Here is a 9,912-nt window from a genome sequence, read left to right as displayed (position 1 = left end):
CTCATCCTTCAGATACTTCTTGATCGTGTTCCGCGATAATCCCGTCGCCCGCGCAACAGACCGGATGCTGCGTCCCTCAACCAATACCCATCGTCGGATCTTCGACACGCTTTCCATCAGTAACACCTGCTCTTTCCTCCGCACTTTTAGTGCGGATGTTAACGAAAACAGGTGGGTCAATTTTACTCGCTCATAACCCACCAAAGTGGGTCAATTTTGCACGCCGATTCACACCGAAGGGGCGGTTCGCGATGTACCATGCGATGGTGCGCCGGAACTGCCGGGTGCTGAAATGCCAGGCGCGCCCATCGACATGTGGAATTGCGGGCGGGTTTGCGACCTTTGCATCCAGACCGTCGCGGAATATCTTGATGATCGGCGACGCCTGTGCGGCAAGGTAATCCGCCGTCCAGTCCCAAGGCTTCAACGACACCCAGAGGGATCGAAGATCACGGTCGCCGCGCGCTCGACGCGACAGGGCTTCCATGGCCTCGACGGCACGGGCGACCGGCGCGATGGTGATCCAGTCGGCGGAAACACCCGCCGCCTCGCGATGTTTGTAGACGGTGCTCCGCACGCGATAGCGCTCGATCAGGTTGTCGGCACTGCGTTCAATCGAAACGCAGCCCGGCTCCATGTCCTGCAACTCGCTGTCGCGCATGCCCGTCAGGTAGGCACAGACGATGTAGCAGGCCGCCTGCAGCATCTGCTCTTCATGTGGCAGGCTGTCCGTGTCGAAACGCTCCCGCCAGGGCAGGCCGGTATCGGGATCGAGGCTGATCGGGGTATCCATGCCGCCGACCTCGGTTCCCATCTCTTCCGCCATCAGGTCCAGCATCCTCACGGTCGCGGTGGAACTACTGAGGTTCCCCGTTTGAGGACAGCCGATCTGAAGGCACATCAGCCTGAAATTATACGCCTTGCCTTCCTTAACATCGGGGACACCGCGGGTGGTGTTTGGACGGCGCTCCCAGAGTGGCACGCCCCGCCCTTCCGCCCGTCGGGCCTCGAGCCAGGTACGAAGACGGTAGCGAAACCGTTCGTGGCGGGTCTGGCGCGCATCCTCGGCAATGATCTGGGCAGCACGGGCTTCAAGGCGATCCAGCTCTTCGCGCGCCGCGAGGATATCCGGGGCGAAGACATCGACGTATCGCATCGACCAGTGGAGCAGTGCGCCGATGACCGGTTCGGGGATGCGCGGCGTGGTGTTCTCCGAGCTCGTCCGGCTCCGACCGCTGACATTGCTTGCCGTGCGCCCACCCCAGGGCAGGAAGGGAATGCCGCCCCCGGTCACCCATGGCCCGAAATGATGGAGGTCGATGGGGACGTCGACATAGAGGCGGATCTGTTGCGATGAACGTGCGCCGTCTGCCCCCAGATGCGCCAGATAGCATGTTGGACTGCACCAAATCTGCTTCAGAGCCAGTTTTGAACGCTCATTGACAGGCTTACCTGTACCGAGCGGTGGACAAGGAGGGGAAAACCCTTGATTTCATGCTCTCAGAGCGCCGCGACGAGGTTGCGGCAACCGCGTCCTTCACCCGAACGATCCAGAGCTACGGCTGGCCGGACAAGGTGGTGATCGACAAGAGCGGTGCCAACCTGGCCGGCCTGGAGAACATGAACATCCTGCTGATCCTGAGTGGCTGGTTCTGGCTGATCGAGGTTCTGCAGGTCAAACACCTCAACAACATCGTTGAGCAGGACCACCGCTTCATCAAGAAGCTGACCCGGCCGATGCTGGGCTTCAAGTCGTTCGCATCTGCCCAGGCAACCCAGGCCGGGATCGAGACCGCGCATATGATCCGAAAGGGTCAGCTTGCCGGCAACGGCGGCACCGCCTTTCGGCTGGTTCTGGCTGATCGAGGTTCTGCAGGTCAAACACCTCAACAACATCGTTGAGCAGGACCACCGCTTCATCAAGAAGCTGACCCGGCCGATGCTGGGCTTCAAGTCGTTCGCATCTGCCCAGGCAACCCAGGCCGGGATCGAGACCGCGCATATGATCCGAAAGGGTCAGCTTGCCGGCAACGGCGGCACCGCCTTTCAGCAGTTCGCGGCGCTGGCAGGATAAATGTGTCCAGCAAAACACTTGCGTTCAGCCTGCCGAAAAATTTGCGACACAACCCTCGGTCTCGCGCCGAACGATCTATCGGACGCTGGAACGAAATCGATGAATTTGCACCGATCATGGCCTTAAAGGGGGATTTCGCACTCAGCCTTACTCGACCCCAACCTCTCTGATTTCGACCTGCTGGCCACCGAGGAGAGGGTGGCGCCGCCACAAATGGATGGCTGAGCCAAGCTGCGTATCTGTGGGCGTGTGTCAGCGCGTCAGAGACAGGTCGGTGTTGCTATCAACTGAAAGTGCCCCCATCGACAGGACCTTTTCCAGCCGTCGCCGCGCTAATGTATGGTGGGCCACCGCCAGCTGGTCTGCGGTCTCGATGTCGTGGTCGGCGATGGCCTGCACGGTGTCGCGGTGCTGCTCGGCGGTGGTGGCGAGGTGCTCGCCGGTGTCGCGGGTGGCATAGATATTGCCCGAGAAACAGGCGCGGTTGAAGCGCAGCGAACCGACCAGGGTGCGTTCATAGAATTCAGAGAAGTAGCGGTTGTTGGCCGCTGCCGAAATCGCCAGGTGAAAGGCGTAATTTGCCTCCGACAGCAGTGCGCCGCGTTGGCTGGGCACGGCGGTCTCGAACTCCAGCATTTTGCTTCGAATGATTGCCAGATCCGCCTCGGAGCGGAACTCCGCCGCCAGCCGCTGGATCATCCGGCTGGAGATCAGCAGCGCATCATAGAGTGGCGGAATATCGTCGATATCCAGCGGCGCAACGCGGGCGCTGCGGCCTTCGCGGACCACCAGCCCGTCGGCAATCAACTGGATGATCGCCTCGCGAATCGGAGTGCGGGAGACCTCGAACTGGCGGGTGAGGCTGGCCTCGTCCAGCACCAACCCCGGGCGCAGAGCCAGCGTCAGGATCTGTTCGCGCAAGGCGGTATAGGGGGACGATTTGATGCTGCTGGACACGGGCTGTGCCTCCTTTTTGGTCGCGCCTCTGGTAGATGACCCGCATTGGCTTGACCAGTCAACAACATTGAGTATACGAAATGGATACTGAATTTGGAGTGAGGGTCAAATGGCTTGGATTGTCGGTGTCGACGTAGGGGGCACCTTTACCGATTTTAGCGCGCGCCATGTCGCCATGGGCCGCACTGTGGTGCACAAGCGGCCTTCGACGCCGCATGACCCTTCTGAGGCGATCCTCAACGGTTTTGCCGAGCTGCGCGAGATTGCCGGGTTTCAGGGTGCCGATGTCGAGCGGTTCGCCCATGGCACCACGGTTGCGACCAATGCGCTGTTGCAGGGGCGGGGCGGCAGGCTGGCGGTGATCACCACCCGCGGCTTTCGCGACATGCTGGAGATCGGGCGGCAGATCCGCCCGCGGATTTATGATCTCCAAGAAGATGTGCCGCCGCCCCTAGCCCCGCGCGAGCGCCGTATCGAGGTGGCCGAGCGGATCGGGCCGAAGGGCGAGGTTGTTACTGCGCTGAGTGACGATGAAATCGCATCGGTGCTGGCGCAGATCGACACCATTGAGGGGGTGGAATGCGTCGCCATTGGGCTGTTGTTTTCCTTCCTCAATCCCGAGCATGAACAGCGCATCGGGGCCGCGCTGCGGGCGCATCGGCCCGACCTGTTCGTGTCGCTTTCCAGCGATGTGCAGCCCGAATTCCGCGAGTTCGAACGGTTTTCGACCACCGCAATCAACGCCTTTTTGCAGCCCGAAGTCAGCCGCTACATGACCAACCTCAAGGCCCGCGTGGCCGAGGAGATGCCAAACGCGGCTTTTGGCATTTTCCAGTCGAGTGGCGGCTTGATGTCGGTAGAGCGCGCCGCCGAATTCCCGGTGCGCACGGCACTGTCGGGGCCTGCGGCGGGGGCCGTGGGGGCGATCAAATCCTCCGGCAAATCCGCCATTGCGGATGTGATCACGCTGGATATCGGCGGCACCAGCACCGATGTCTGCCTGATCCGGGGCGGGCGAACCTCGCTTGCGAATGTACGCGATATCGCGGGCTTTCGCATCCGCCTGCCGTTGATCGACATCCATACGGTGGGCGCGGGCGGGGGCTCGATTGCGCATCTGGGCGCGGATGGGCTGCTGAAGGTCGGCCCGATCAGCGCCGGCGCGGTGCCGGGGCCGGCGTGTTACTGTCGGGGTGGGATGGACCCCACCGTGTCGGACGCGAATATGCTTCTGGGGCGTTTGCCGCAAACGCTGGTTGGTGGCGGCATGACGCTGGATCGGGGTAAGGCACTGGCCGCCATCGAGAAACTCTCGGGGCCGCTGGGGCTGTCGGCGGAGGAAACGGCATTCGGTATTCTCAGCATTGCCGCCTCGAATATGGTGCGGGCGATCCGCGCAGTTTCGGTCGAGCTCGGCCATGACCCGCGCGATTTCGCGCTGATGCCCTTTGGTGGCGCGGGAGGCTTGCATGTGGCCGATATCGCCCGCGAGCTGGGCATGACGCGCATTCTGGTTCCGCGCGCGCCGGGGATCCTCTGTGCCGAGGGGCTGATCGTATCGGATCTGCAAGAGAATTTTGTCGGCTCCTGCCGGATCAAACTGGATGACGCTGAGGGGCTGGCGGCCTTGCAAGCCAACCTTGCCGAAATGCAGGAGCGCGCCGACGATTGGTTTGCGCAGGAAGGCGTGGCCGAGGGTGAGCGTCGTCTGAAACTGAGCCTCGATATGCGTTACGTGGGGCAGAACCATGAATTGCAGGTTGAGGTCGGCGGCGCCGCATTGCCCGATCTGCCCGAGATGAAAGCGCTGTTTTTCGCCACCCATGCGCGTGCCTATGGGCATCACGACCCGGAGGCGCCGATTGAAATCGTCAACCTGCGGCTGCAAGCCACCGCAAGGCTGGTGCATGGCGACAGTGCCGATATCCCGTCTGAGGCCATACCGGCACCGCTTGGTCATCACGACGTCTGGTTTGACCGCGCGGGGCCGGTGGACACGCCGGTTTACGACCGCGCCACGCTGCCCATCGGTTTTGCGCTGCAAGGGCCTGCCATCATCACCCAGATCGACGCGACCACCGTGGTGCCGCCCTGGTGCAACCTGCGGGTGGATGAGGCCAGCAATATCATTATGGAGATCGACCAATGAGCGATTTGACCCTCGACCCGATCTCGTTGGAGATCACCTGGAGTGGGCTGAAATCCATAACGGATGAATGTTTCCTGACCCTGATGCGCAGCGCCTTTTCCACCAACGTTAAGGAGCGCCACGACCATTCCACCGCGATTGCTGATGCGCAGGGGAGGCTGATTGTGCAGGCAGAGCAGGCATTGCCGATTCACCTGGCCTCGATGGGTGGTCTGGTGCGCCATATTGTCGAGCGCTACGGCGACACGATTGCGCCAGGAGACATGTTCATCGGCAATGACCCGCATGTGGCCGGGGGCACCCATCTGCCGGATATCAATATGGCGATGCCGGTGTTTGATGGCGCGCGGCTGGTCGGGTTTGTGGCCAATATCGTGCATCACGCCGATGTGGGCGGCGCGGCGGTTGGCTCGATGTCGGGTGGTCTCAATGAGATCTACAAGGAAGGCCTGCGCATCCCCATCGTGCGGCTCTATCGCAAGGGCGAGGTGCAGGACGATATCCTGCGGCTCTTGCTGCTCAACATGCGGCTACCGGACGAGCGGCGCGGCGATCTGAATGCGCAGATCGCGGCCTGCAAGCTCGGTGTCGGGCGACTTTCGGATATGGTGGCACGGCATGGGGCGGATTACATATGTCGCGCCTTTGACGAGATTATCCAGCGCACCAAGATGCGGATGCAGAGCGCGATTTCCAGCCTGCCGGACGGCACCTATGCGTATGAGGACGTGATGGATGACGACGGTCTGGGCACCGAGGACATCCTGATCAAACTGGAGATCCGCAAGGCGGGTGAGGCGATTGCCTTTGATTTCACCGGCTCCGATCCGCAGATGCCGGGCAATTTCAATCTGACCCTCAATGGCACGCAGTCGGCGGTGTGCTACAGTCTCAAGGCGCTGCTCGACCCCGATGTGCCCAATAACCATGGGGTGATTGACTCGGTCGAGATCATCGCACCTGAGGGGTCCGTCGTGAACTGTGTGCCGCCAGCTGCGGTGGCGTTGCGGCTGAATACCAGTCAGCGGCTGGTGGATGTGATCCTTGGCGCCTTTGCCGAGGTACTGCCCGAGCGGGTGATCGGTGCTGCCAATGGCGCCAATACCAGCGCCGTGTTTGCCGGGATCAACCCGGAGACGGGGCAGCAATATGTCTATCTGGAGACGCTCGGGGGTGGCATGGGCGGGCGGATGACCAAGGACGGCAAGGACGGGGTGCAGGTGCATATCACCAATACGTCGAACCTGCCGGTGGAGGCGATCGAGATGGAATATCCGCTCAGGGTCGAGGAATACGCGCTGATCGAGGATTCTGGCGGCGCCGGCAAGCATCGGGGCGGCATGGGTATTCGCCGCAGCATCCGCCCCATCGGCCATGAATGCGAATTCAACGGCGTCGGCGAGCGGTTCCGCCATGCGCCCTGGGGTGTTTTGGGCGGTCAGGCCGGGGCGCCGGGGCGGTTCTTCCTGCGCGATAACGATGGCTCTGAACGTAGCCTGCCGCCCAAGGCAAGCTGCATCCGGGTGCCGCCCAGCACCGCCGCTGTGATCGAGACTCCGGGCGCTGGGGGCTATGGCGACCCGAAAGACCGGACAGAGGATTTGCGCGAGGAAGACCGTCGCTCGGGCAAGTTTTCCGAAACATATCTGAAAGATGCCTATGGCGCGGAATGCGCCTGAGGCCAACAAAACCGCCCATCAAACCGGGCCAATAGCAAAAACAAGACCTAAATTCATCCAACACTGGGAGCTACCATGACCATCAGAACGACTTTTGCTGCCTTTGGCCTGGCGCTTGGCCTCGCTGCGCAGCCCGTTTTCGCCGCCGATATCAACTGGGATATGGCGAATGAATATAATGACACCTCGATCCACGCCGAAGGCGACAAGGTCTTTGCCGCCAAACTGTCGGAACTGACCGGCGGCGCGATTGCGATCACCCATCACTTTGGTGGCTCCATCGGGTTCAAGTCCAAGGATCAGCTGGATGCCGTGGGCGATGGCGCGCTGCCCATTGCCGATACCTATGTGGGGCCCCTGGGTGGCATTGATGCGATGTTCCTGCTGCCATCGCTGCCCTTCCTCGCCAAAACTCCGGCTGAGGCCCGCAAGCTGTTTGACGCCGCGCGCAGCGATTACGACGCTGTTTTTGCAACAAATAACCAGAAACTCCTCTGGGCCTCGCCCTGGCCGCCCTCGGGCATCTGGGGCAAGAAACCGGTTGCCGATGCCTCCGCGCTGGCGGGTCTGAAGATCCGTACCTATGACGCCAATGGCACTATCACCCTGCAAGAGGCGCAGGCCGCGCCGATCCAGCTGAGCTGGGCCGATGTGGTGCCGCAGCTTTCGACCGGTGGCATTGACGCGGTGTTGACCTCCGCTGAGGCGGGGGCCAACGCGAAATTCTGGGAGCATCTCGATCACTTCACCGAGGTGAACTACGCGATGCCGCTCAATATGATCCACATCAACCTCGACACCTGGAACGATCTTTCGCCGGAGTATCAGGCCGCCGTGATGGAGGCCGCCAAGGCTGCCGAAGACCACGTCTGGAATGCGGTTGTGAGCCGTGTGGGCAAGAACTACGCCGACATGGGCGCGGCGGGCATGACCGTTGTGACCGATGTTGACCCCGCCTTCCTGGCGTCACTGCAGGACGCTGGTGAAAAGGCGCGGGCGGAGTGGTTGGAGAATACCGGCGGCAAAGGTCAGGCGATCCTTGATGCCTATTTCGCAAACTGAGGTCACAGGACTGTCGTCGCTCATCGGGTCGTTTGATCGGGCGGCGACAGCCCTCAACCGGCTGGCGGGCGGGATATCGGCACTGATCCTGGTCTATATCTTTGGCCATATTATCTATGAAATCATCCTGCGCAGCCTGTTTGATAGTTCCACCTTTGTGCTGGACGAATTCGTCGGCTACGCGGTGGCGGCAATGACGTTCCTGAGCCTGGGCTACGCGTTGAACGCGGGCAGCCTGATCCGGGTGGATCTGGCGGTAAGCCGCCTTCGGGGTCGGGCGCGCCGCTGGGCGGAACTGTTCTGCCTGGCTGCGAGCTTTGCCACGTCGGGTTATTGCGCCTGGTGGGTCGGGCGCGATGCGCTGCGCAACTGGACGCGCGGCTCGGTCAGCGAAAGCATCGCCGAAGTGCCGCTGTGGCTGCCGGTGGGCGCGGTCTGGCTGGGGCTGGTCCTGCTGATGCTGCAACTCCTTGCTTGTTTCCTGCGCGTCGCCGCCGGGGGCGAGCCGATCAATTCAGACGGGGCGGAATAAATTATGGACGCAATGGTTGCGGGGCTGACCGTCCTGGTGCTGATCCTGTTGTTTCTGGGCAGCGGTATCTGGGTTTTTGTCGGGCTTTTGCTGGTCTCCACCACAGGGCTGTCGCTGGTGCTGGACTTCCCGCCGCATCGGATCGGGGTGATCCTGGGCAAGATCCTGTTTCGCAGCGCCAGCTCCTGGGAGCTGGCGGCGATTCCGCTGTTTATCTGGATGGGCGAGATCATCTTTCGTACCAATATCTCGGCGCGATTGTTCCAGGGGTTGGCGCCGTTTGTCAGTCGCATTCCCGGTGGTCTCATCCATACCAATGTGGCAGGATCGACCTTATTTGCCGCTGTGTCGGGATCGTCGGCGGCGACCACCGCAACGGTGGGCAAGATCACCACGGTGGAGCTGAAGGCGCGCGGCTATGACGACGCACTGTCGCTGGGGTCGCTCGCAGGCGCGGGCAGTCTGGGGCTGCTGATCCCGCCGTCGATCGTGATGATCATCTACGGGGTGCTGGCCGAAGTCTCGATCACCCGACTGTTCGCCGCTGGGGTATTGCCGGGGCTTTTGGTGGGGGGGCTTTACTCAACCTATATCCTGCTGCGCTGCGCGCTGAACCCGGCTTTGCAACCTGCCAATGATGCGGATGCGCTTTTGTCCAAACGCCGTGCGATCCTGGACCTGATGCCGGTGCTGTTGCTGGTCACGCTGGTGCTAGGCGCTATCTACTCCGGCCTCGCCACCCCATCCGAGGCGGCGGCGGTGGGTGTCTTTGGCACGCTGATCCTGGCCACCGTGCTGCGGCAGATGTCCTGGGCGCTGTTGCGCGACAGCCTGCTGGGGGCGGTCAGATCCTCGGCCATGGTCTGTTCGATTCTGGTGGCGGCGGCGTTCCTGTCCACCGCGATGGGCTATATGCATGTGCCGCAGGACGTGGCGCGGCTGATCGCTTCGACCGATATCGGCCCCTATGGGCTGATCGCGCTGTTGGCGGTGTTCTATATCGTGCTGGGGCTGTTTCTGGACGGAATCTCCATCGTGGTCATGAGCCTGCCCATCACCTTGCCGCCCGTCCTTGCGATGGGGTTCGATCCGATCTGGTTCGGAGTCTTCTTGGTGCTGATGGTGGAGCTCGGCCAGATGACGCCGCCTGTTGGCTTCAACCTCTTTGTCATTCAGGGGCTGACAGGCGTGCCGATCAGCCGGGTGGCGCGAGCGGCGTTCCCTTTCTTTATGCTCATGGCATTTGGGGTGACGCTGATCACGATCTGGCCGCAAATCGCGCTTTGGCTGCCTGCGGCCCTGTTTGGCTGACGAAGGCGAGGAAGAGGGGCTCATTGACCCAGGGGTTTGATCCGCCGGGGCGGGGGAAAACGCTTATCCTTCACGATCTCTGGCGCGACGGCAACGAGGTCGCGCAAATAGGCGACCTCGGCCTCCAGCCGTCGCTCACTGTGCCGCA

8 protein-coding genes and 2 pseudogenes are annotated in these 9,912 nt (G+C 61.9%); 7 read left to right on the top strand and 3 right to left on the bottom strand.

The genetic code is table 11. The features are described from left to right. Together GKC28_RS26570 and GKC28_RS22695 are read right to left on the bottom strand one after the other, a co-directional pair. Positions 1–126, bottom strand: a 126-nt coding sequence (locus GKC28_RS26570) for a helix-turn-helix domain-containing protein (RefSeq protein ID WP_368041152.1), incomplete at its 3' end; no start/stop codon positions are given. Positions 127–190: 64 nt separating this feature from the next. Beyond that, positions 191–1,294, bottom strand: coding sequence for a hypothetical protein (locus GKC28_RS22695; RefSeq protein ID WP_174149253.1), 1,104 nt, complete (start codon positions 1,292–1,294; stop codon positions 191–193). Between the two features lie 155 nt (positions 1,295–1,449). On the opposite strand from GKC28_RS22695, the pseudogene GKC28_RS22690 reads away from it, so the two are divergent. Both GKC28_RS22690 and GKC28_RS22685 read left to right on the top strand, forming a co-directional pair. Then, positions 1,450–1,902 (top strand): annotated as a pseudogene (locus GKC28_RS22690) (DDE-type integrase/transposase/recombinase); the annotation flags it as partial. Next, positions 1,862–2,074, top strand: a pseudogene (locus tag GKC28_RS22685) (DDE-type integrase/transposase/recombinase); the annotation flags it as partial. The pseudogenes GKC28_RS22690 and GKC28_RS22685, both read left to right, overlap by 41 nt. Positions 2,075–2,326: 252 nt before the next feature. Here GKC28_RS22685 and GKC28_RS22680 read toward each other — a convergent pair. Further along, positions 2,327–3,031 carry a GntR family transcriptional regulator gene (locus GKC28_RS22680; protein WP_174149252.1) on the bottom strand — a complete coding sequence of 235 codons (705 nt, stop codon included), beginning with the start codon at positions 3,029–3,031 and terminating at the stop codon, positions 2,327–2,329. A gap of 109 nt (positions 3,032–3,140) precedes the next feature. On the opposite strand from GKC28_RS22680, the gene GKC28_RS22675 reads away from it, so the two are divergent. The 5 genes from GKC28_RS22675 (at position 3,141) to GKC28_RS22655 (ending at position 9,764) form a co-directional block, all read left to right on the top strand. Next, the gene (locus GKC28_RS22675; protein WP_174149251.1) at positions 3,141–5,180 is read left to right on the top strand and encodes a hydantoinase/oxoprolinase family protein; all 2,040 of its coding nucleotides are present in this window, start codon (positions 3,141–3,143) and stop codon (positions 5,178–5,180) included. Next, positions 5,177–6,859 (top strand): hydantoinase B/oxoprolinase family protein, encoded by a 1,683-nt coding sequence (locus tag GKC28_RS22670; RefSeq protein WP_174149250.1) that lies wholly within the window; start codon positions 5,177–5,179, stop codon positions 6,857–6,859. Before GKC28_RS22675 ends, GKC28_RS22670 begins: the two co-directional genes overlap by 4 nt. A 75-nt stretch (positions 6,860–6,934) precedes the next feature. Further along, positions 6,935–7,921, top strand: a complete 987-nt coding sequence (locus GKC28_RS22665) for a TRAP transporter substrate-binding protein (protein WP_174149249.1) — start codon at positions 6,935–6,937, stop codon at positions 7,919–7,921. Further along, entirely contained in the window at positions 7,902–8,453 is a 552-nt protein-coding gene (locus GKC28_RS22660) for a TRAP transporter small permease (protein ID WP_174149248.1), read from the top strand. The genes GKC28_RS22665 and GKC28_RS22660 overlap by 20 nt, the downstream gene beginning before the upstream one ends. A 3-nt stretch (positions 8,454–8,456) precedes the next feature. After that, positions 8,457–9,764, top strand: a complete 1,308-nt coding sequence (locus tag GKC28_RS22655; RefSeq protein WP_174149247.1) for a TRAP transporter large permease — start codon at positions 8,457–8,459, stop codon at positions 9,762–9,764. Positions 9,765–9,912: the final 148 nt, after the last annotated feature.

This window comes from Leisingera sp. ANG59, from assembly GCF_013317235.1.
In the GTDB taxonomy this organism is placed as follows: domain Bacteria; phylum Pseudomonadota; class Alphaproteobacteria; order Rhodobacterales; family Rhodobacteraceae; genus Leisingera.
The sequence above is the reverse complement of the archived record's forward strand: the minus strand, read 5'-3'. Positions and strand labels throughout refer to the sequence as shown.